Here is a 21,800-nt window from a genome sequence, read left to right as displayed (position 1 = left end):
TGCTCCCGGGAGTACGCGCTGCAGGCCCCATCCATGGGGCCTCAGCGCTTGACGGGCATCCATGCCCGTCACCTCCCTCCGCAAGACCTGCGTTCGGCCTCCTGAAGTCGCGAAGATCAAGATCAAGATCAAGATCAAGATCAAGAGCAGCGCAGCTCTAGGTTTGGGCCAGCACAGACAAAACTCTACAATCCGAGTAAAGTGCCGCCCCCGCCGTTTTCAGCAAAAGGATCCCTTCCATGACACACCCTTTGGACATCGCCGTCGTCGGCGCCACCGGCAGCGTCGGTGAAGCCCTGGTGCAGATTCTCGAAGAGCTGGATTTCCCGGTCGCCACCCTGCACCTGCTGGCCAGCATGGAATCGGCGGGTAGCAGCGTGATGTTCGCTGGCAAGAAGCTGAAGGTGCGTGAAGTGGACAGCTTTGACTTCGCCCAGGTCAAGCTGGCCTTCTTCGCTGCAGGCGCGGCAGTCAGCCGAAGCTTTGCCAGCAAGGCGCTGCAGGCAGGCTGCACGGTCATCGACCTGTCCGCTGGCTTGGACGACGCCCTGGCCCTGGTGCCCGAAGCCAACGCCGAACGCCTGGCCGGCCTGGCATTGCCCGCCCGCATCGTCAGCCCGTGCTCGGCCGCGGTTGCCCTGGCTGTTGCCCTGGCACCGCTCAAAGGCCTGCTGGATATCGAGCGGGTGCAGGTGATGGCCGCTCTGGCGGTGTCTGCACAAGGCCGTGAAGCGGTCACCGAACTCGCCCGGCAAACCGCCGAGCTGCTCAATGCCCGGCCGCTGGAGCCGCGCTTCTTCGACCGGCAGATGGCGTTCAATATGTTGGCCCAGGTCGGCACCGCCGATGAGCATGGCCACACGGCTCTGGAGCGCCGCCTGGTCAGCGAGCTGCGCGTGCTGCTGGGCCTGCCGGAACTGAAGATTTCCGTGAGCTGCGTTCAAGTCCCGGTGTTTTTCGGCGATAGCTTCAGTGTGGCGGTGCAGAGCCGTCGCCCGGTAGACCTGGATGCGGTCAACCAGGCCCTCGAGGCGGCCGACAGCGTCGAACTGGTGGGGCTCGACGATTATCCGACCCCGGTAGGCGACGCAGTGGGCCAGGACGTGGTCTATGTTGGTCGTGTACGGCACGGTGTTGATGAAGACCAGCAACTCAACCTCTGGCTGACCACCGACAACGTGCGCAAAGGCGCCGCGCTCAATGCCGTGCAAGTGGCGCAATTGTTGATTAAACACATGCCGTAAAAGATACTGGCGAGCACTATTGTCCTGCTCCGCATGCAGGTTTCAGGACGCTTCATACAAGGGAAGAGGTCATGCTTCGAATTCGCAAACTGGTTCTGGCCATGGCTGCAGCATCGGCGCTGTCGTCGGGCATGGCGAATGCCCTGGGCCTGGGGGAGCTGACCCTCAAGTCGGCACAGAACCAGCCCCTGGACGCCGAGATCGAGCTGCTCGACGTGCGCGACCTCACCGCCGCCGAAGTGGCACCGAGCCTGGCGCCACCGGAAGAGTTCAGCAAGGCCGGGGTGGCACTGCCGACATACCTCGAAGACCTCACCTTCACGCCGGTGATCAACCCCAACGGCAAGAGCGTGCTGCGGGTTACCTCCAGCCAGCCGCTGCCTGAGCCGGTGGTAAAGTTCCTGGTCCAGGTAATGTGGCCGCAGGGCCGCCTGCTGCGTGACTACAGCGTGCTGCTCGATCAGGCCAAGGCCCAGGGCGACAAGCCTGCGGCAGCCAATGTGGCGCCAGCGGTGACCGCTGCCGGCAGTTACACCACCCAGCGCCGCGACACCTTGTGGCAGATTGCCGCGCGCAATGCACAGGGCGGCTCGATCCAGCAGACCATGATCGCGATCCAGGCGCTGAACCCGGACGCCTTCATCGGCAACAACATCAACCAGCTGAAGGTTGGCCAGGTGCTGCGCCTGCCCGACCAGCAGCAGATCCAGAACATCCCGCAGGGCGAGGCGACCGCCGAGGTGGCCGAGCAGTATGCCGCCTGGCGGGAAGGCCGCCGCCTGGGCCCGCGTGCCCGCCAGCTGGACGCCACCCGTCGCGGTGCCGCCGAGGCAGCGCCGGCACGTATAGCCCAGGGCGACAACCTGCGCCTGGTCAGCCCGGGCAACCAGGCTGGTGCCGACCAGGCCAAGGCCCTCAACGACAAACTGGCGGTGGCCCAGGAAAGCCTGGACACCAGCCGTCGCGACAACGAAGAGCTCAAGAGCCGCATGGCCGACCTGCAGAGCCAGTTGGACAAGCTGCAGCGTCTGATCGAGCTGAAGAACAACCAGTTGGCCCGGCTTGAAACCCAAGGGGCGGCTGCGCCGGCCCAACCGGTCGTCAAGCCGGCTCCTGCCGCTGTCGATACCGCACCCAAGCCGGTGCCTGCCGCCGAGGCCGCACCTGCTGGCGAGCCTGGCAGCGCGGTCGATGAAATCATGGGCAACCCGCTGCTGCTCGGGCTGATTGCCGGTAGTGCCTTCCTCGTACTGCTGCTTCTGTTGCTGTTGCTGGCGCGCAAGCGCAAGGCTCAGCAGGAGGCGGAAAAGCACCTGCGCATGGCGCGGGCGCTGGAAGAAGAGCAGGGCGCAGGCTTCGACAGCGACAGCGCAAGCCTCGATGGTGTCGAGGTCTCGGCTCCGAGTGTGACCTTGTCGCCGGCTGTGGTCGCCGCTTCGGCAGCCGCCGCTACCGCCGCGGAAAAAACATCGGTACCCGCCGTCGAAGTGCAGCCTGAGCCGCAAGCCGACCCCTACGCCGCGCTGCTGGCTGAGGTCGAGCAATGCGTGGCCGAAGGCCGCCTGAACCGCGCTACCGACCTGCTGGAGCCTGCCGTGGCGGCCGCGCCGCAGCGTGACGACCTGCGCCTGAAACTGATGGATGTGTATGCCCGCCAGGGTGACCAGAGCGCGTTCGCCGAGCAGGAGCGCAAGCTGCCGGCCAGCGAGCAGAACAGTGCAGCGGTTGCCGGGCTGAAAGAGCGCTACCCGGCCATGCTCGGCCTGGCCGCTGCCGGCCTGGGCGCGGCAGCCCTGGCTGCCGAGATGGATGAGCAGTACGTGCAGGAACTGCTGCAGGATCAGCCTGAAACGCCAGTGATTGCCGACATGGCGCCCGAGCCAGAGGTGGCGGTTGAACCAGAGGCCGTTGCCGAAGCCGAACCTGAGGCAGTGCTCGAGCCGGAAGTTGATCTGGATGCTGAGCTGGATGCCTTCGATGAAGTGCCGACCCTCGATGCGCCGGACGAGCAGGACCTGGACAGTGCCTTCGACCTGAGCCTGGGTGACGAGCTGCCCGAGCAAGACCCGCTGGCAGCGCCGCTGCTGGACGAATCGCTGGCCCAGCAACCTGTCGTCGACGAGCCGGTACTGGATGAACCGGTGCTGGAAGCGGCTCAGCCGGAAGACGAGCCGTTTGCCGTGGATGCCGAGCTGCAGGCTGACGCCGACGCCGAGTTCGAGGCCATGCTGGCTCAGGCCGATACACAGCCCGCTGTGGACCTGTCCGACTTCGACCTCGACGTCAGCGAACCGGTTGCCCCGGCCGCCCCGGCTGCAGTCGACGAAACCCCGGTGGATGTCGCTGCCGAGCTGGCTGCCTTCGACAGCGAGCCAGCATTCGACCCGCTTTCCGAGTTCGACCTGCCGTCCGACTTCGATCTTTCGCTGTCGCTGGAAGACGATTCGCCGGCAGCCAAGAGCTTTGCCTCGGAGCTGAACGACGTCAACGCAGAGCTGGACAAGCTGTCGCAGAGCCTCGAATCGCCGTCGCTGGAGCCGCACTTCACCAGCGAGGACGCGGCTGCCCAGCCGGAGCCTGAACCACTGGACGACCTGGACTTCGACTTCTTCTCCGGCAGCGACGAAGTGGCCACCAAGCTTGACCTGGCCCGCGCCTATATCGACATGGGCGACAACCAGGGTGCACGCGACATCCTCGATGAAGTGGTCAAGGATGGCGATGACAGTCAGCGTCAGGAAGCCGAGGACATGCTCTCCCGACTGGTCTGAGGTTGTCTGTACCGGCCTCTTCGCGGGTAAACCCGCTCCCACAGGTGACTCACAGGATCTGAAATCTGTGGGGCCCCTGTGGGAGCGGGTTTACCCGCGAAGAGGCCCTCAAGCGCGACACACATTCAGCGGCAGCCCTACACGGCTGCCGTTGTCGTTATAATCCCCGCCATTCCGTACACCCCCACAGGTTTCATGCTCTTGGACATCATCGACACCGCCGCCGAGTCCGCGGCCGAAGGCTACTCCCGCATCGCCCTGGGCGTGGAATACAAAGGCGCGCGCTACCGTGGCTGGCAGCGCCAGGCCAGTGGCGTGCCCAGTGTCCAGCAGGCCCTGGAGCAGGCGTTGTCCAAGGTGGCCAACGAGCCGATCTCGGTAATCTGCGCCGGGCGCACCGACGCCGGCGTGCATGGCTGCGGGCAGATCGTGCACTTCGACACCCGCGCCGTGCGCGACGAACGCGCCTGGACCATGGGCACCAACTTCAACCTGCCCCATGACATCAGCGTGGTCTGGTCGCGACCGATGCCGGCCGACTTCCATGCCCGCTTCAAGGCCTGCGCCCGGCGTTACCGCTACGTCATCTACAACGACCCGATCCGCCCGGCGCACCTGGCCGAGGAGGTGACCTGGAACCACCGCCCGCTGGATGTCGAGCGCATGGCCGAAGCCGCGCAGTACCTGCTGGGTACCCATGACTTCAGTGCCTTCCGCGCCAGCCAGTGCCAGGCCAAGTCGCCGATCAAGCACATCTACCACCTGCGCGTCACCCGCCATGGCCAGATGATCGTGCTGGATGTGCGCGCCACGGCTTTCCTGCACCACATGGTGCGTAACATTGCCGGTGTACTGATGGCCATCGGTGCCGGCGAGCGCCCGGTCACCTGGGCGCGCGAGGTGCTGGAGGGGCGCAACCGCCGCGAAGGCGGGGTCACGGCGCACCCGTACGGGCTCTACCTGGTGCAGGTGGAGTACCCCGAGGAATACGCACTGCCCAAGCGTTACATCGGCCCGCACTTTTTGACCGGCTACGAGGCATTGGCAGACTGACGGGCGAAAAGTCATTTGCTAACATCCGGCCTTTCACCGTAACAAGCAGGGTTCGCTGTCCATGAGCAATGTTCGCAGCAAGATCTGCGGGATTACCCGCATCGAAGACGCACTGGCCGCTGCCGAGGCGGGGGCCGATGCCATCGGCTTGGTCTTCTATGCCAAGAGCCCGCGCGCCGTGGATGTGCGCCAGGCGCGGGCGATCATCGCCGAGCTGCCGCCGTTCGTGACCACGGTCGGGTTGTTCGTCAATGCTTCGCGCTGCGAGCTGAACGAGATCCTCGAAGTGGTTCCGCTGGACCTGCTACAGTTCCACGGCGACGAAACCCCGCAGGACTGCGAAGGCTACCACCGCCCCTGGATCAAGGCCCTGCGCGTGCGCCCGGGCGACGACCTGGAGGCGGCCTGCCAGCTTTACGCTGGTGCCCGCGGCATTCTGCTGGATACCTATGTGCCGGGCGTACCCGGAGGCACCGGTGAAGCGTTCGACTGGTCGCTGGTGCCGGCGCGCCTGAGCAAGCCGATCATCCTGGCAGGCGGGCTGTCTGCCGACAATGTCGGCCAGGCCATCGCCCAGGTGCGGCCGTACGCGGTGGATGTCAGTGGCGGCGTGGAGCAAGCCAAGGGCATCAAGGACGCGGCGAAGATCGAGGCATTCATGCGTGCGGTGAAACAGGCGTGATAGCAGATGTGACGGCTGGCTGCGCGCCATCGTCCATAGCTTTCGCAGCCCTGCGGGGCAGCCGCCTGCGCCTGTGGCGGCAAGACAACACATTAGCGGTGGGGTGGCGCGCTGGAAGTCCTGGCGGCCGGTCCATCATCGTTTCATGAAAGATTTTGAGCTCAAGGGCAGGGTAGGGCCGGCGACACCGGCCCACGCCTGCCAATACTGGAGAAAGAAAGCATGAGCAACTGGTTAGTCGACAAACTGATCCCTTCGATCATGCGTTCCGAGGTGAAGAAGAGCTCGGTGCCTGAAGGCCTGTGGCACAAGTGCCCGGCCTGCGAGGCCGTGCTGTATCGTCCGGAGCTGGAAAAGACCCTGGATGTCTGCCCCAAGTGCAACCATCACATGCGCATCGGCGCACGTGCGCGCATCGATATCTTCCTCGACGCCGACGGCCGTGCCGAGCTGGGCGCCGACCTGGAGCCGGTCGACCGCCTGAAGTTCCGTGATGGCAAGAAGTACAAGGACCGCCTGGCAGGCGCGCAGAAGCAGACTGGCGAGAAAGACGCCCTGATTTCCATGAGCGGTACCCTGATGGGCATGCCGATCGTGGTCAGCGCCTTCGAGTTCTCGTTCATGGGCGGCTCCATGGGTGCCATCGTCGGCGAGCGCTTCGTGCGCGCGGCCAACTATGCCCTGGAGCACCGCTGCCCGATGGTCTGCTTCTCCGCCTCGGGCGGTGCACGCATGCAGGAAGCGCTGATTTCGCTGATGCAGATGGCCAAGACCTCGGCCGTGCTGGCGCGCCTGCGCGAAGAAGGCATCCCGTTCATCTCGGTACTGACCGACCCTGTGTACGGTGGTGTCTCCGCCAGCCTGGCCATGCTCGGTGATGTGATCGTCGGCGAGCCGAAGGCGCTGATCGGCTTCGCCGGCCCGCGCGTTATCGAGCAGACCGTGCGCGAGAAGCTGCCGGAAGGCTTCCAGCGCAGCGAGTTCCTGCTGGAGCATGGCGCCATCGACCTGATCATCTCCCGTGGCGAGCTGCGCCCGCGCCTGGCCCGCCTGCTGGCGCAGATGACCGGCCAGGAAACCCCGGAGCAAGCGCGTGAGGCGGCTGCCGTCGCGTGATGAAACAACGATCCCTGGGCGAATGGCTCGCCTACCTCGAGCAGTTGCACCCCTCGGCCATCGACATGGGCCTGGAGCGGTCGCAGAAGGTGCTGGCCCGGTTGGCGCTGGGTAAGCTGGCGCCACGCGTGGTGACGGTAACCGGCACCAACGGCAAGGGCTCGACCTGCGCCTTCGTGGCCTCGCTGCTGCGTGCCCAGGGGCTCAAGGTCGGCGTGTACAGCTCGCCGCACCTGTTGCGTTACAACGAGCGGGTGCTGATCGATGGCCAAGAGGCCAGCGATGAGCGCCTGTGCGATGCCTTCGCCGCCGTCGAGGCGGCGCGGGGCGAAATTTCCCTGACCTACTTCGAGATGGGTACCCTGGCCGCTTTCTGGTTGTTCTACCAGTCGCAGCTGGATGCCGTGGTGCTGGAAGTGGGCCTTGGTGGCCGCCTGGACACCGTGAACGTGGTGGATGCCGACCTGGCCCTGGTGACCAGTATCGGCGTCGATCATGTCGATTACCTGGGGGATACCCGCGAGCTGGTGGCTTTCGAGAAGGCCGGCATCTTCCGTCAGGGCAAGCCGGCACTGTGCGGTGACCTGGATCCGCCGCAGCCGTTGCTGGACAAGGCTGCCGAACTGGCCGCGCCGCTGTTCCTGCGCGGGCGTGACTTCGACCTGGCCAGTGCCGATGGCAGCTGGATCTGGCGCGGTATTACGGCTGATGGTGCGCAGGTAGAGCTGCGTGACCTGCCTTTGCTCGACCTGCCCATGGAAAACGCCACGCTGGCCCTGCAGGCCTACCTGCTGATGGGCCTGCCCTGGGACGCCGGGCAGATTCGCCAGGCGTTGTTGGCTACGCGCATCACTGGCCGCCTCGACCGCCGCCTGCTGAGCTGGCAGGGCAAGCCGGTGGAGCTGTTGCTGGATGTGGGGCACAACCCGCATGCTGCGCAATACCTGGCCCGGCGCCTGGCGGCTCGGCCGCTCAAGGGGCGCCGCCTGGCGGTGTTCGGCCTGCTCGCCGACAAGGACCTGGACGGTGTTGTCGCGCCGTTGCAGGGCCTGATTCACGACTGGGCGGTGGCGCCGCTGGATACCCCGCGCAGCCGCCCGGCTGCGGAGCTGGCCACGGCCTTGACGAACGTCGGCGCCGCGGTGAAGTCTTATGCCAGCGTCGACGCTGCCCTTGAAGGGCAGTGCGCGCAGGCAACGGCGGATGACCAGATCTTGCTGTTCGGTTCGTTTTTCTGTGTTGCCCAGGCACTGGAATGGCTGGAGCGGCACGCCCAGGAGGGTGGAGTAGATGGCAGTGCTGGATAAAGGGATGAAACAGCGCATGGTCGGTGCGTTGGTGCTGGTGGCGCTGGCGGTGATTTTCCTGCCGATGCTGTTCACCCGCGAGGACGAGATGCGTCAGGTGCGCGTCGAGGCCCCGCAGGCGCCGGCCATGCCAAGCCTGCCGGAAGTGAAGGTGGAGCCGGTCGCCGTGCCGGAGCCGCAGGCTATTGCGCAAGAGCCGCAACAGCCACCGGTGGTGGTGGACGAGTCCACCGCGCCGGCGAGCACGCCCAGCCAGCCGATTACACCCTCACCTCAGACCCAGCCTCAGGTGCAGGCACAGGCACAGGCCCAGGCCCAGCCCGCCAAGCCGCAGGCGCCCGTGTCCAAGGTCGAGCCTCAGCCGGCAGCCAAGCCGGCCGCGCCGTCGAAGATCGACGTCAATGGCCTGCCGGTCAGTTGGTCCATCCAGTTGGCCAGCCTGTCCAACCGTGCCGGGGCCGAGAAACTGCAGCAAACCTTGCGTAGCCAGGGTTACAACGCCTATATCCGCTCGGCCGGTGGCATGAACCGCGTTTACGTAGGGCCGCTGATCGAGCGTGCCGAGGCCGAACGCGTACGTGACGCGATCAATCGCCAGAACAGCCTCAAGGGCTTTGTGGTGCGCTTCCAGCCTGAGCGCAGCTGAGTCTGGCAGGGGCGGCTTTGCCGCCCATTCGCGGGTGAACCCGCTCCCACAGGGAGCGCGCAATGGCAGGGTTTGCACATCACCTGTGGGAGCGGGTTTACCCGCGAATGATCCAGCACCAATCCACCTGACATTCCGCTTACCCAACCCCCCACCGCTCTGTTAAAATGCGCCGCCTCAAACGTCTGCAGGCAGCACCGTGGCATTTACCTTGGTCGATTGGGCGATCATCGCGATCATCGCCGTCTCCACACTGATCAGTCTCAAGCGCGGCTTCGTCAAGGAAGCCTTGTCCTTGCTCATCTGGATCATTGCCGGTGCGGTTGCCTGGATGTTCGGCGGTTCGCTCTCGGTGTATCTTGAAAGCTACATCCAGACGCCGTCGATGCGCGTCATCGCCGGCTGCGCCATTCTTTTCGTCGCCACCTTGCTGGTGGGGGCCATGATCAACTTCCTCATCGGCGAGCTGATCCGCGTGACCGGGCTGTCCGGTACCGATCGTTTCCTGGGCATGGCCTTCGGCGCCGCGCGCGGGGCCTTGCTGGTGGTGGTGGCCATCGGGCTGATCAGCCTGGGGCCGGTTCAACAGGACACCTGGTGGCAGGAATCACGCCTGATACCACAATTTCTCTTGGTCGCCGACTGGTCGAAAAACCTGATCCTGGGTTTTACCGGCCAGTGGACACCCAGTGGGCTGATCGGCACTCCAGCTGATCTTCCGTTCAAGGAACAGTTGCTCGGGCCGGCAAAGCCCTGAGCGCTATTCACTCAAGTTTCGTCAAAGTAGGGGTTGCGTCGCATGTGTGGCATCGTCGGTATCGTCGGTAAGTCGAACGTCAATCAGGCGCTGTATGACGCGCTTACGGTCCTCCAGCACCGCGGCCAGGACGCTGCCGGTATCGTGACCAGCCATGACGGCCGGTTGTTCCTACGCAAGGATAATGGCCTGGTGCGCGACGTGTTCCAGCAGCGCCACATGCAGCGCCTGGTCGGCAGCATCGGCATCGGCCACGTGCGCTACCCGACCGCGGGCAGCTCTACCTCGGCCGAGGCCCAGCCGTTCTACGTCAACTCGCCGTACGGCATCACCCTGGCACACAACGGCAACCTGACCAACGTCGAACAGCTGGCCAAGGAGATCTACGAGTCCGACCTGCGCCACGTCAACACCAACTCCGACTCGGAAGTCCTGCTGAACGTGTTCGCCCATGAGCTGGCGGTGCGTGGCAAGCTGCAGCCGACCGAAGAAGATGTGTTCGCCGCGGTTTCCCACGTGCATAGCCGCTGTGTCGGCGGTTACGCCGTGGTGGCGATGATCACCGGCTACGGCATCGTCGGTTTCCGTGACCCCAACGGCATCCGCCCGGTGGTGTTCGGCCAGCGTCACACCGACGAAGGCGTGGAATACATGATCGCCTCGGAAAGCGTGGCCCTGGACGTGCTCGGCTTCACCCTGATCCGCGACCTGGCGCCGGGCGAAGCGGTGTACATCACCGAAGAAGGCCAGCTGTACACCAAGCAGTGCGCCGAAGCACCGAAGCTGCAGCCGTGCATCTTCGAGCATGTCTACCTGGCCCGCCCGGACTCGATCATGGATGGCGTGTCGGTGTACAAGGCCCGTCTGCGCATGGGTGAAAAACTGGCCGACAAGATCATGCGCGAGCGCCCCGAGCACGACATCGACGTGGTCATCCCGATCCCGGACACCAGCCGCACCGCGGCCCTGGAGCTGGCCAACCGCCTGGGCGTGAAGTTCCGCGAAGGTTTCGTCAAGAACCGCTACATCGGCCGTACCTTCATCATGCCCGGCCAGGCCGCGCGCAAGAAATCGGTACGCCAGAAGCTCAACGCCATCGAGCTGGAGTTCCGCGGCAAGAACGTGATGCTGGTGGACGACTCGATCGTGCGTGGCACCACTTGCAAGCAGATCATCCAGATGGCCCGCGAAGCCGGCGCCAAGAACGTCTACTTCTGCTCCGCAGCGCCTGCGGTGCGCTACCCCAACGTCTACGGCATCGACATGCCGAGTGTTCACGAACTGATCGCCCACAACCGTACCACCGAACAAGTGGCCGAGTTGATTGGCGCCGACTGGCTGGTCTACCAGGACCTGCCGGACCTGATCGACTCGGTCGGCGGCGGCAAGATCAAGATCGACCACTTCGATTGCGCGGTATTCAACGGTGAGTACGTCACCGGCGATATCGACGAAGCCTACCTCGACCGTATCGAGCAGGCTCGTAACGACCTGGCCAAGGTCAAGAACCAGGCGGTCAGCGCGATCATCGACCTCTACAACAACTGATTTCGGGAGCGACGGCATGACGGATCAATGGGATGCCGGGCGACTGGACAGTGACCTCGAGGGTGTCGGTTTCGACACCCTGGCGGTGCGCGCCGGTCAAAACCGTACACCGGAGGCCGAGCACAGCGAAGCGCTGTTCCTGACCTCCAGCTATGTGTTCCGCACGGCTGCTGACGCGGCCGCACGCTTTGCCGGCGAAACGCCGGGCAACGTCTATTCGCGCTACACCAACCCGTCTGTGCGTGCCTTCGAGGAGCGCCTGGCGGCCATGGAAGGCGCCGAGCAGGCCGTGGGCACCTCCACCGGCATGGCGGCGATCCTTGCCGTAGTGATGTCGTTGTGCAGTGCCGGTGACCATGTGCTGGTTTCGCAGAGCGTCTTCGGCTCGACCATCAGCCTGTTCGAGAAGTACTTCAAGCGCTTTGGCGTGCAGGTGGACTATGTGCCACTGGTCGATCTTGCCGGCTGGGAAAAGGCCATCAAGGCCAATACCAAGCTGCTGATCGTCGAGTCGCCGTCCAACCCGCTGGCCGAGCTGGTCGATATCACCGCGCTCAGCGAAATCGCCCATGCCCATGGTGCCATGCTGGTGGTGGACAACTGCTTCAGCACCCCGGCGCTGCAGCAGCCTTTGAAACTGGGGGCCGACATCGTGTTCCACTCGGCCACCAAGTTCATCGACGGCCAGGGCCGCTGCATGGGTGGCGTGGTTGCCGGCCGTGCCGAGCAGATGAAAGAAGTGGTGGGTTTCCTGCGTACCGCAGGCCCGACCCTCAGCCCGTTCAACGCCTGGATCTTCACCAAGGGCCTGGAAACCTTGCGCCTGCGCATGCGTGCGCACTGCGAAAGCGCCCAGGTACTGGCCGAATGGCTGGAGCAGCAGGAGGGCGTGGAGAAGGTGCACTATGCCGGCCTGCCGAGCCACCCGCAGCACGAACTGGCCAAGCGCCAGATGAGTGGCTTTGGTGCGGTGGTCAGCTTCGAGGTCAAGGGTGGCAAAGAGGGCGCCTGGCGCTTCATCGACGCTACCCGGGTGATTTCCATCACCACCAACCTGGGTGACAGCAAGACCACCATCGCCCACCCGGCCACCACCTCCCATGGCCGCCTGACGCCGCAGGAGCGTGAAGCCGCCGGTATCCGCGACAGCCTGATCCGCGTTGCCGTGGGCCTGGAAGATGTGGCCGATCTGCAGGCCGACCTGGCGCGCGGGTTGGCTGCCCTGTGATTGAAATCCGCGGCGGTACGCCCGGCCATAACGGCCGGGTAGCCCTGGTGACCGGTGCCGCGCGCGGCATCGGCCTGGGCATTGCCGCGTGGTTGATCTGCGAAGGCTGGCAGGTGGTGCTCAGTGACCTCGATCGCCAGCGCGGCGCCAAGGCGGCCAAGGCCCTGGGCGACAATGCCTGGTTCATCACCATGGACGTTGCCGATGAGGCCCAGGTCAGCGCGGGGGTGTCCGAGGTGCTGGGGCAGTTTGGCCGCCTGGACGCGCTGGTGTGCAATGCGGCCATCGCCAACCCGCACAACCAGACCCTGGAAAGCCTGAGCCTGGCGCAGTGGAACCGAGTGCTGGCGGTCAACCTCAATGGCCCGATGCTGCTGGCCAAGCATTGTGCGCCGTACCTGCGTGCGCACAATGGGGCGATCGTCAATCTCACCTCCACCCGGGCGCGGCAGTCCGAGCCCGATACCGAGGCCTACGCGGCGAGCAAGGGCGGCCTGGTGGCCTTGACCCATGCACTGGCCATGAGCCTGGGCCCGGAGATCCGCGTCAATGCGGTCAGCCCGGGCTGGATCGATGCCCGTGATCCGTCGCAGCGCCGTGCCGAGCCGTTGACCGAGGCGGACCATGCCCAGCACCCGACCGGCAGGGTAGGGACGGTGGAAGACGTTGCGGCCATGGTGGCCTGGTTGTTGTCTCGGCAAGCAGCGTTCGTCACCGGCCAGGAGTTCGTGGTCGATGGCGGCATGACCCGCAAGATGATCTACACCTGAGCATTCTGCATATCCTGTACCGGCCTCTTCGCGGGTAAACCCGCTCCCACAGGTACTGCACAGTTCTCAAGACCTGTGCAGTACCTGTGGGAGCGGGTTTACCCGCGAAGAGGCCGGCACAGACAACCACACCGCTTTTGCTTTTTTGAAAAAAATCCAACGGGGCTATTGACTTAGCTTCGCCATCTGCGTAAATTTCGCGGCCTCAGCGAAGCAAACGCAACAAGCAACATCGCGAGGGTGATTAGCTCAGCCGGGAGAGCATCTGCCTTACAAGCAGAGGGTCGGCGGTTCGATCCCGTCATCACCCACCACTTCCTGAGATGTTCCTGGTGCTTCAGGTTTCGCAAGAAGCCGATAGCCAGAGAGGAACGCACTGCGCAGCGGTAGTTCAGTCGGTTAGAATACCGGCCTGTCACGCCGGGGGTCGCGGGTTCGAGTCCCGTCCGCTGCGCCATTTTTCAGTACAGATGGGTGCCTGGCACCGGTCTGAAGCCACAAGGTAAAACGCCTTGGGCTGATCCCAGTTTCAATCGGGCGAAAGCCTGAACGATACGCAGCGGTAGTTCAGTCGGTTAGAATACCGGCCTGTCACGCCGGGGGTCGCGGGTTCGAGTCCCGTCCGCTGCGCCATCTTCGTTTCAAGGTCCCTTGAACACCTTGAAGCAAACACAAGAGAAGCGATCATGTTATCGCTTTTTTTGTGCCTGCCCTGAGGCCATCGCGCCGAATGGGTAGACCCAGGTTTCAATCGGGCGCAAGCCTGAATGATACGCAGCGGTAGTTCAGTCGGTTAGAATACCGGCCTGTCACGCCGGGGGTCGCGGGTTCGAGTCCCGTCCGCTGCGCCATCTTCGCCTCGAGGCCCCTTGAACGCCTCGAAGCCACGAGAAAGCGACCTTCGGGTCGCTTTTTTCGTTTTTGCGCTTGGCAATTGCCGCCGTTGACCCAGATTTACACGAACCTGACAGACTCTTCACCGATCAGCGGTTCCTGTGCCTGCCTGCTGTGTTGCACAATAGGCACCTTCTCGACTTACCCGGAATTCGCAATGACCAGATCTTCCGTCTTTGGTGCGCTCGGGCTGGCCCTGGTGCTGGCGGGCGTGACCGGTTGTTCCTCGAAAAAAACCGCCGTCTACGAGCACGAGAACTTCGATGACTCGGGCACCTTCTCGCGCAGCTTCCCGGTGACCGATGCCGGCTCCTGCGAGGCCGCCCGGCGCGCCTTGCTCAGCCAGGGCTACATCATCACCAGCAGCGGCGCCAACCAGGTAGTGGGCAACAAGAGCTTCCAGCAGAACAGCGAGAACCACCTGCAGATCAGCTTCAACGTCACCTGTGCGCCGGATGTGAGCGACGAGCAGCGTTCGACCATGTTCGCCAACGCGCTGCAGGACCGTTATGCGCTGAAAAAGTCCAATACCTCCGCCAGCCTGGGCGTTGGTGTACTGGGATCGGTGTCGATGCCGATCGGCTCCAGCGACGACTCGATGGTCAAGGTGGCCAGCGAGACGGTGACGGCGGCGCAGTTCTATGACCGCTATTTCGCCCTGGTGGAGAGCTACCTGCCAAAGCCCAAGCCTGAACAGCAGAGCAAGACCAAGGTCGAGCAGCCCGCGCCGAAGGTCGAAGCGCCGGCGGCTGCCCTGGGGCTCCCGGAGCAGGCTGCGGCGGCGCCGGTGGCACCGGCCCCGACAGCGGCACCTTTGGTTGAAGCGGCGCCCGCCCCGGCTGCCGTCACCCCAGCCAGCGAGGCAGTAGCGGCACCGGTGGTGGATGACAGCCAGGGCTCGCAACCGGTGGCCCCGCCAGCGGAGGCGGCACCTATTGAAGTACAGCAGCAAGCCCAGCCTGCCGAGGCCGACGAGACCGCGGCCCCCGCACTTTGATGGCTTGCCTGTACCGGCCTCTTCGCGGGTAAACCCGCTCCCACAGGTACTGCGCAGAGGTTGAGAACTGCGCAGTACCTGTGGGAGCGGGTTTACCCGCGAAGAGGCCGGCGCAGCCAGTGCACATCCCCTGTTACAGACACCCGCTGATAACTTCTTGAACACCTGCTACGTTTACCACTCATAAGCTTGTCATCATTCCTTCACTCCACCTGCTTAGGTTGAAGGCGACACCGATAAAGATCATGAGATGAGAGGACGCAGGGCTATGGACGAATATCAGGAAGAGCTTCTCGAATTCCAGGCTTATGAACTGGACACCCCGGAGCCGGCTGACGACGCTACCGAGCTCTAGCCTACCCGCCGCTGGCTGCGGCGGAACTCCCCCGGTGTAAGGCCCGTCCAGCGCTTGAAGGCGCGCTGGAAGGCCTCGGCCGATGCAAACCCCAGCAGATAGGCAATTTCGCCGAAGGCCAGCTCCGTATCGCGGATATAGGTCTCGGCGAGATCGCGCCGTGTTTCGTTGAGCAGGTCGCGAAAGCGCGTGCCTTCCTCGGCCAGTTTGCGGCGCAAGGTCCAGGTTGGCAGCTGCAGGTGCAGCGCCACTTCTTCCAGGTCCGGTTCACGGCCACCATTGAGCAACGGGCCCAGCAGATGGGTGATGCGCTCACCCAGGCTGCGTACGCGCGTGCGTTGCAGCATCTCCGTTTCGCACAACTGCAGCAGGTGCTGCCAGGTGCTCGGGCAGTGCCTGGGGTTGGCCAGTTGCAGCGTGGCACGGCTCAGGCGCAGCTGGTTGGCGTCGGCCGCGAACTGCACGGTTGCGCTACATAGTGGTTGGTAGCGCGCGGCGTAGGCGGGTGCGGTGAACTCGATATCCATATGTTCGGCCTGCACCGCCGTACCGACCAGGTCGGCGAGCTGGGCAAGCCAGCCGGCGAGTAGCGAATCGACCACGAAACGGTTGTAGGCGTTGTAGGGGCTGATGGAGTAGAAGCGTAGCCAGGCGCCCTGGGCATCTTCCTGAAAACTGGAGTGGCCGCGGTAGTTGGCGGCGTAAAGGGGCTCGAAGCGCAACAGGGTGCGTGCCGCCTCGCCCAGGTTCGGCGCCTGCGCAGCGGTGACCCCGGCCAGGCCTGCATGCGCCAGGCGGCTCAGGCGCCCCATGTGCAGGCCAAGTGCGGCCTCGCCGCACAGTTCGATGGCGGCGTGCCCCAGGTGCATGTAGCGCGGGATCGACAAGCGTGCATTGGCCTCGCCCAGGCGTGCCGCGTCCAGGCCATAGCGCTGCAGCAGCGGCTCCGGGTCGTGGCCGAGCTCGCGCAGGGCCTCGCTCAGCGGCTGGACAAAGCCGACCGAAAGGTCGCCCAGGCGCACACGGGGGCGAGCCATTGGCCTACAACCACAGGTTCAACAGGCGGGCGCCAGGGCTGGGCGTTCCCGCCAGCAGTTCGCCGGCCTGGCGGGCAAAGCCCTGGCCGTCGCTACCCTGTTCCCAGAACTGCCCGCGCATGAACACGCTCATGCTGCTGACGCCGGCCCCGCCTGCCTCGGTCAGGCGTTGCCAGGCGGCCTGTTCACTGACTTCGCCGCGCTGCAAGGCCAGCCCGGCGCTGGCATCCTGATGGCGATTGCCGCGCCACGGCGCTTGCCAGCTGCCCTTGCCGCTTAGAAACACCGGGTTGGCGACCAGTTGTACCGCCTGTCGTGCCAGTTGCTGGTGGTTTTCCGGGTACCAGCTGTCACTGCCCACCAGCACGCCCAGGCGCCCGGCAGGGGTTTGCAATACCTGCAGCGGGTGCTGGCGGCCATCGTGCACATAACGGCGCATTTCGCTGTCGGGGAACTGCTGGTGTTGCGGTTGGCCCAGCAGCGAGCCGTCACCGGCGAACACCACGCTGCTGTTGAACAGCGGGCCGCTACCGGCATGCAGCACACCCTGTTTCACGTAGGGGGCGGGCAGCACGATGGAGCCGGCTACCAAAGTGACGTTGAATTCCTTGGCCAGGCCACCGAACAGTTGCTGGTAGTCCGCAGCCATCTGCTCGGCCTTCATGCGCAGGTGCGCGTCGGCGCGCCAGTCGTCCCCGTCGGCACGGAGCATGGCCAGGCCATAGCGCAGCGGGTTGCTCAGTTCCAGCCATTGCAGGGCTTCACGGCTTTGCGTGACCTGGTACAACTCGTTCTTTTCCCCACGCGCCCACAGCCAGGTACCGATGTGCTCCGGTAGCACCACCACCGTGCGCGGGCCCACCAGCCCTTGGGCGCGGGCCTGCTCCAGGTACGCCGCGAGCTTGCGACGCAGGCGTTGCAGGTTCTGGTAATCGCCAGGGTAGAGCACCGGCTCGATACCCAGCAGGTTGCCATGCTCGCCCGGCACGCCATGGTTGAGCGCCAGTTCGATTCGTAAATCGGAAAGGTAGTGGCCTTCCGGGCGTTGCATCGTCCAGAAGCCATAGCCGCAGAGGGCGGCGATCATCACCAGCGCCAGGGCGCTTGCCAGGAGTTTTCGCATGGAGCAGAACAGCGCCTTGGAAACGAGAGTTTCCTAGGGTAGTCGCGCTGTGCGCGAGGATCAATAACTTGTCAGTTTCGATCATTGAGCCCATTCAAACGGCTGTTTAATGTCGCAGGCAGACAAACGACGGGGCCCGCCAGCCGGTGCGGCGCCCGCATCCCGTGATCACGCCACCTGGGGACCTTCTTCCATGGCCGCCGACCGCTACCCGCACCTGCTTGCCCCGCTCGACCTGGGCTTCACTACCCTGCGCAACCGCACCCTGATGGGCTCGATGCACACTGGCCTCGAAGAGCGCCCGGGCGGCTTCGAGCGCATGGCGGCGTACTTTGCCGAGCGCGCCCGCGGTGGCGTCGGCCTGATGGTCACCGGCGGCATTGCACCCAACGATGAGGGCGGGGTGTATTCCGGCGCGGCCAAGCTCAGCACCGAGGAAGAGGCCGACAAGCACCGTATCGTCACCGATGCCGTGCATGCCGCCGGTGGCAAGATCTGTCTGCAGATCCTGCATGCCGGGCGCTATGCCTACAGCCCACGCCAGGTGGCGCCCAGCGCGATCCAGGCGCCGATCAACCCGTTCAAGCCCAAGGAGCTGGACGAGGCGGGTATCGAGAAGCAGATCGCCGACTTCGTCAATTGCGCAGTGCTGGCCCAGCGCGCCGGTTACGACGGCGTCGAGATCATGGGTTCGGAAGGCTACTTCATCAACCAGTTCCTCGCCGCCCACACCAACCACCGTACCGACCGCTGGGGCGGCAGCTATGAAAACCGCATGCGCCTGGCGGTGGAAATCGTCAGCCGGGTGCGCGAAGCGGTAGGGCCGAACTTCATCATCATCTTCCGCCTGTCGATGCTCGACCTGGTCGAGGGCGGCAGCATCTGGGATGAAATCGAGCTGCTGGCCAGGGCTATCGAGAAAGCCGGCGCGACCTTGATCAATACCGGCATCGGCTGGCACGAAGCGCGTATCCCGACCATTGCCACCAAGGTGCCGCGGGCAGCATTCAGCAAGGTCACCGCCAAGCTGCGTGGCGTGGTGAACATTCCGCTGATCACTACCAACCGCATCAACACCCCGGAAGTTGCCGAGGCGGTGCTGGCGGAGGGCGATGCCGACATGGTCTCGATGGCTCGGCCGTTCCTGGCCGACCCGGACTTCGTCAACAAGGCCGCTGCCGGCCGCGGCGACGAGATCAACACCTGCATCGGCTGCAACCAGGCCTGCCTGGACCATACTTTCGGCGGCAAGCTGACCAGTTGCCTGGTCAACCCGCGTGCCTGCCACGAGACCGAGCTCAACTACCTGCCGGTGCGCACCGTGAAGCGCATTGCCGTGGTCGGCGCCGGCCCGGCGGGCCTGGCAGCGGCTACGGTAGCGGCCGAGCGTGGCCACGTGGTGACCTTGTTCGACAGCGCCAGCGAAATCGGTGGCCAGTTCAATGTGGCCAAGCGGGTGCCGGGCAAGGAAGAGTTCCATGAAACCCTGCGCTACTTCCGCAACAAGGTCGCCAGCACCGGCGTGGACCTGCGCCTGAACACCCGGGTCGATGTGCAGGCCCTGGTGGACGGTGGCTACGACGAGATCATCCTGGCCACCGGCATCGCCCCGCGCACGCCGCCCATCCCCGGTATCGAGCATGCCAAGGTGCTCAGCTACCTGGATGTGCTGCTCGAGCGCAAGCCGGTGGGCAAGGCTGTCGCGGTAATTGGCGCGGGTGGCATCGGCTTCGACGTTTCCGAGTACCTGGTGCATCAGGGCGTGGCCACCAGCCAGGACCGTGAGGCGTTCTGGAGGGAGTGGGGTATCGACACCCACCTGCAGGCACGCGGTGGCGTGGCCGGGATCAAGGCCGAGCCGCATGCCCCGGCGCGGCAGGTGTACCTGTTGCAGCGCAAGAAATCCAAGGTGGGTGACGGCCTGGGCAAGACTACCGGCTGGATTCACCGTACCGGGTTGAAGAACAAGCGGGTGCAGATGCTCAACAGCGTCGAATACCTGGGCATCGACGATGCCGGCCTGCATATTCGCGTGGCCGATGGCGAGCCGCAGATGCTGGCGGTGGACAACGTGGTGATCTGTGCCGGGCAGGAACCGCTGCGCGAACTGCAGGACGGGCTTGTGGCGACGGGGCAGTCGGTGCACTTGATCGGTGGCGCTGATGTGGCGGCCGAGCTGGATGCCAAGCGGGCGATCAACCAGGGTTCGAGATTGGCGGCTGAACTCTGAGATCGCCGGGCCGCTGCGCGGCCCTGTGGGAGCGGGTTCCCCCGCGAAGAAGGGCACGCGGTGCATGGCACCGGCTCTGCCGGTGTTCGCGGGTGAACCCGCTCCCACAGGGGCGTAACGGGCTCCCAAGGTTTCCCTGTAAACTGCGATCCATGCCTGCACTCGACCTTCCCCAAGCCCCATTGCACCCCCTGAACCTGCCCTGGCTGCAGCAAGCCAAGGTCGCAGCCGCCATCCTGCGCCTGGACCTGATCGACCCGCTGATCAGTGGCAACAAGTGGTTCAAGCTTCGCCACCACCTGCAACAGGCCAGCGCCAGCAACGCCCCGGGCCTGATCAGCCTGGGCGGCAACCATTCCAACCACCTGCACGCCCTGGCAACCGCTGGCAAGCGCTTCGGCTTCGCCACCGCCGGCCTGCTGCGTGGCCACGCCCAGGACACGCCAACCGTGCGTGACCTGCAGGCGCTGGGCATGCAACTGCACTGGCTGGGCTATGGCGGCTACCGTGCACGAAACGAAGCGGGTTTCTGGGAGCCCTGGCAGGCACGCTACCCGGGTTGGCACTGCATCCCCGAAGGGGGCGGCGGGCTGGCCGGAGCACAGGGCTGCGCGCTGATCATGCAACAGGCGCAAGCGCAGATCGCGGCACTGGGCTGGTCGGGCTACGACGCCTGGTGGCTGGCCAGCGGAACGGGGACTACCTTGGCCGGCCTGGTAATGGCCGAGGCGGGCGCACATGTCGTGCATGGTGCAATGGCTGTACCCAGGGGCCATGGTGTACCGGAGGCGGTAGCGACATTGGCCGGTGCGCATGGCTACCAGCTGCACGACGCCTGCCGTGGCGGTTTCGGCAAGTTCGACGCTGAGCTGCTGGCGTTCGTCGCCGACTGCGAGCGGCACACCGGCGTGCCGCTCGAAGCCCTGTACACCGGCAAGGCCCTGCTGGCCCTGCGTGAGCAGGTCGAGGCCGGGCTGTTCGCGCCCGGCACCCGTCTGCTCTTCGTACACACCGGCGGCCTGCAGGGCCGGCGCGGTTACTTGTAGGGCAGCATGCGCAACAGCGTGTTGTCGCGCTTGATGTAGTGGTGGTACAGGCCGGCCACCGCGTGCAGGCCGATCAGCCAGTAGCCCCAGCTGCCGATGCGTTCATGCCAGCCCTTTATGAACTTGGCCTGGTCCGGGTTCGGGCCGATCAGGTGCGGCAGCTCCAGGCCGAAGAACGGCACCGGCTTGTCGGCGGCGCTGAGGATCAGCCAGCCGGCCAGCGGCAGGATGATCATCAGCAGGTACAACGACAGGTGCATCAGGTGCGCCAGGCCGGTCTGCCAGGCCGCAGGCTTGGGCACGATGGGTGGGGTCGGGCGGCTCAGGCGGATGGCCAGGCGCAACCAGACCAGCACGAACACGCTGAGCCCGAGCATGAAGTGCAAGTCCTTCATCAGGTTGCGTTCGACGCTGTCCTTGGGGAACAGGCCACGCAGTTCGATAAGGGCATAGACAGCGGCCAGCAGCACCAGCATCAGCCAATGCAAGGCGATGGACAGGCGCGCGTAATGGGTCGCGGAGGTGGATGAAACCATTGATCGGTCCTCGTCATCAGGTCGGAATGGCGCTCTTGCTGGCGCTCAGGTAGTACTGTAATGGCTATGGGGGCACAAATCTTTGCGCCAGGTCTGTGAAAATTGTGTTGTCTGCACCGGCCTCTTCGCGGGTAAACCCGCTCCCACAAGGACTGCACAGTCTTCATGTGCTGCGCGGAACCTGTGGGAGCGGGTTTACCCGCGAAAGGGCCAGTAAAGGCAACATCAGACATCGGGTAGATGCGGCCAATCGTCAGCCACCAGAAACACCCGCTCGGCCTCCTGCCACGCCCCGTCAGCCTCTTGCTCCAACCTCACCAGCAACTGCGCCGGAGCCTGCCGCTCCAGCACGTAAAGCCACGCCGCAAACTGCTCCACCGCCCAGCACTCATGCGCCTCGACCCGCGCCAGCGCCAGCCAGGCATGCCGTTGCAGCGGCTGCCATCGCTCACCTTCGCCC

Annotated in this window: 18 protein-coding genes and 4 tRNA genes; 18 read left to right on the top strand and 4 right to left on the bottom strand. The window is 64.8% G+C overall.

Features of this window, described 5'->3' with window-relative positions:
- Positions 1-239 precede the first annotated feature (239 nt).
- The 16 genes from J5M58_RS24625 to J5M58_RS24550 all read left to right on the top strand — a co-directional run bounded on the left by J5M58_RS24625 (position 240) and on the right by J5M58_RS24550 (position 15,013).
- The gene (locus J5M58_RS24625) at positions 240-1,244 is read left to right on the top strand and encodes an aspartate-semialdehyde dehydrogenase (protein WP_112251853.1); all 1,005 of its coding nucleotides are present in this window, start codon (positions 240-242) and stop codon (positions 1,242-1,244) included.
- Positions 1,245-1,315: 71 nt separating this feature from the next.
- Positions 1,316-4,015: a FimV/HubP family polar landmark protein gene (locus J5M58_RS24620; protein ID WP_112251852.1), complete on the top strand. Its 2,700-nt coding sequence runs from the start codon at positions 1,316-1,318 to the stop codon at positions 4,013-4,015.
- Positions 4,016-4,210: 195 nt separating this feature from the next.
- Positions 4,211-5,068 carry a tRNA pseudouridine(38-40) synthase TruA gene (gene truA, locus J5M58_RS24615; protein ID WP_085589219.1) on the top strand — a complete coding sequence of 286 codons (858 nt, stop codon included), beginning with the start codon at positions 4,211-4,213 and terminating at the stop codon, positions 5,066-5,068.
- 61 nt (positions 5,069-5,129) lie between these two features.
- Positions 5,130-5,750: a phosphoribosylanthranilate isomerase gene (locus J5M58_RS24610; protein ID WP_025338242.1), complete on the top strand. Its 621-nt coding sequence runs from the start codon at positions 5,130-5,132 to the stop codon at positions 5,748-5,750.
- Positions 5,751-5,972: 222 nt separating this feature from the next.
- The gene (gene accD / locus J5M58_RS24605) at positions 5,973-6,866 is read left to right on the top strand and encodes an acetyl-CoA carboxylase, carboxyltransferase subunit beta (RefSeq protein ID WP_013971609.1); all 894 of its coding nucleotides are present in this window, start codon (positions 5,973-5,975) and stop codon (positions 6,864-6,866) included.
- A complete protein-coding gene (gene folC / locus J5M58_RS24600) occupies positions 6,866-8,173 on the top strand; it encodes a bifunctional tetrahydrofolate synthase/dihydrofolate synthase (RefSeq protein WP_112251851.1) in 1,308 nt (435 codons plus the stop codon). Before accD ends, folC begins: the two co-directional genes overlap by 1 nt.
- On the top strand, positions 8,157-8,819 hold the full coding sequence (locus J5M58_RS24595) for an SPOR domain-containing protein (RefSeq protein ID WP_207879929.1): 663 nt from the start codon (positions 8,157-8,159) through the stop codon (positions 8,817-8,819). The genes folC and J5M58_RS24595 overlap by 17 nt, the downstream gene beginning before the upstream one ends.
- Positions 8,820-9,018: 199 nt before the next feature.
- On the top strand, positions 9,019-9,576 hold the full coding sequence (locus tag J5M58_RS24590; RefSeq protein ID WP_013971612.1) for a CvpA family protein: 558 nt from the start codon (positions 9,019-9,021) through the stop codon (positions 9,574-9,576).
- A 42-nt stretch (positions 9,577-9,618) separates the two neighbouring features.
- Positions 9,619-11,124 (top strand): amidophosphoribosyltransferase, encoded by a 1,506-nt coding sequence (gene purF, locus J5M58_RS24585; RefSeq protein WP_085625289.1) that lies wholly within the window; start codon positions 9,619-9,621, stop codon positions 11,122-11,124.
- Between the two features lie 16 nt (positions 11,125-11,140).
- A complete protein-coding gene (locus J5M58_RS24580) occupies positions 11,141-12,352 on the top strand; it encodes an O-succinylhomoserine sulfhydrylase (RefSeq protein WP_025338247.1) in 1,212 nt (403 codons plus the stop codon).
- Positions 12,349-13,122, top strand: coding sequence for an SDR family oxidoreductase (locus J5M58_RS24575; RefSeq protein ID WP_013971614.1), 774 nt, complete (start codon positions 12,349-12,351; stop codon positions 13,120-13,122). Before J5M58_RS24580 ends, J5M58_RS24575 begins: the two co-directional genes overlap by 4 nt.
- A 238-nt stretch (positions 13,123-13,360) precedes the next feature.
- Positions 13,361-13,436: transfer RNA gene (locus J5M58_RS24570), tRNA-Val, on the top strand.
- Between the two features lie 66 nt (positions 13,437-13,502).
- A tRNA-Asp gene (locus J5M58_RS24565) sits at positions 13,503-13,579 on the top strand.
- 99 nt (positions 13,580-13,678) lie between these two features.
- Positions 13,679-13,755, top strand: a tRNA-Asp gene (locus J5M58_RS24560).
- A gap of 141 nt (positions 13,756-13,896) precedes the next feature.
- Positions 13,897-13,973: transfer RNA gene (locus tag J5M58_RS24555), tRNA-Asp, on the top strand.
- A gap of 200 nt (positions 13,974-14,173) precedes the next feature.
- Entirely contained in the window at positions 14,174-15,013 is an 840-nt protein-coding gene (locus J5M58_RS24550; protein WP_112251849.1) for a DUF2242 domain-containing protein, read from the top strand.
- A 351-nt stretch (positions 15,014-15,364) separates the two neighbouring features.
- Here J5M58_RS24550 and J5M58_RS24545 read toward each other — a convergent pair whose 3' ends face one another.
- Entirely contained in the window at positions 15,365-16,405 is a 1,041-nt protein-coding gene (locus J5M58_RS24545; RefSeq protein WP_207879928.1) for an AraC family transcriptional regulator, read from the bottom strand.
- A gap of 4 nt (positions 16,406-16,409) precedes the next feature.
- Complete coding sequence (locus tag J5M58_RS24540; RefSeq protein ID WP_112252063.1) at positions 16,410-17,528, bottom strand: nitrilase-related carbon-nitrogen hydrolase; 1,119 nt, start codon at positions 17,526-17,528, stop codon at positions 16,410-16,412.
- A gap of 193 nt (positions 17,529-17,721) precedes the next feature.
- Between J5M58_RS24540 and J5M58_RS24535 the strand changes: the two genes are divergently transcribed.
- Both J5M58_RS24535 and J5M58_RS24530 read left to right on the top strand, forming a co-directional pair.
- A complete protein-coding gene (locus J5M58_RS24535) occupies positions 17,722-19,758 on the top strand; it encodes an NADPH-dependent 2,4-dienoyl-CoA reductase (RefSeq protein ID WP_207879927.1) in 2,037 nt (678 codons plus the stop codon).
- A gap of 152 nt (positions 19,759-19,910) precedes the next feature.
- Positions 19,911-20,804 carry a 1-aminocyclopropane-1-carboxylate deaminase/D-cysteine desulfhydrase gene (locus J5M58_RS24530; RefSeq protein WP_207879926.1) on the top strand — a complete coding sequence of 298 codons (894 nt, stop codon included), beginning with the start codon at positions 19,911-19,913 and terminating at the stop codon, positions 20,802-20,804.
- Here J5M58_RS24530 and J5M58_RS24525 read toward each other — a convergent pair.
- Together J5M58_RS24525 and J5M58_RS24520 are read right to left on the bottom strand one after the other, a co-directional pair.
- A complete protein-coding gene (locus J5M58_RS24525) occupies positions 20,795-21,340 on the bottom strand; it encodes a cytochrome b (protein WP_112252066.1) in 546 nt (181 codons plus the stop codon). The two genes, J5M58_RS24530 and J5M58_RS24525, sit on opposite strands and share 10 nt — an antisense overlap.
- A gap of 225 nt (positions 21,341-21,565) precedes the next feature.
- On the bottom strand, positions 21,566-21,800 hold a 235-nt coding region (locus tag J5M58_RS24520), incomplete at its 5' end, for a DUF1853 family protein (RefSeq protein WP_207879924.1).

The organism is Pseudomonas sp. 32_A, from assembly GCF_017490905.1.
GTDB lineage: Bacteria > Pseudomonadota > Gammaproteobacteria > Pseudomonadales > Pseudomonadaceae > Aquipseudomonas > Aquipseudomonas inefficax.
This window is presented reverse-complemented; position numbering and strand designations above follow the sequence as displayed.